Consider the following 285-nt stretch of genomic DNA (forward strand, 5'->3'; position numbering starts at 1 on the left):
GGTTTGATGTAGGAATCAAAAGATATACAACCATCCAAGCACATACAAGCACGTACAAGAGTTGTGGTTTGATGTAGGAATCAAAAGATATACAACCTCACGTATCAACAGAGCATATCGTTTCAGTTGTGGTTTGATGTAGGAATCAAAAGATATACAACGTCGGGGGTTTCTATCAGCCCATTTATAAGTTGTGGTTTGATGTAGGAATCAAAAGATATACAACTGTTAATATATCATCGCCAGATACCTTGGGTTGTGGTTTGATGTAGGAATCAAAAGATA

Source organism: Leyella stercorea DSM 18206, from assembly GCF_000235885.1.
GTDB lineage: Bacteria > Bacteroidota > Bacteroidia > Bacteroidales > Bacteroidaceae > Prevotella > Prevotella stercorea.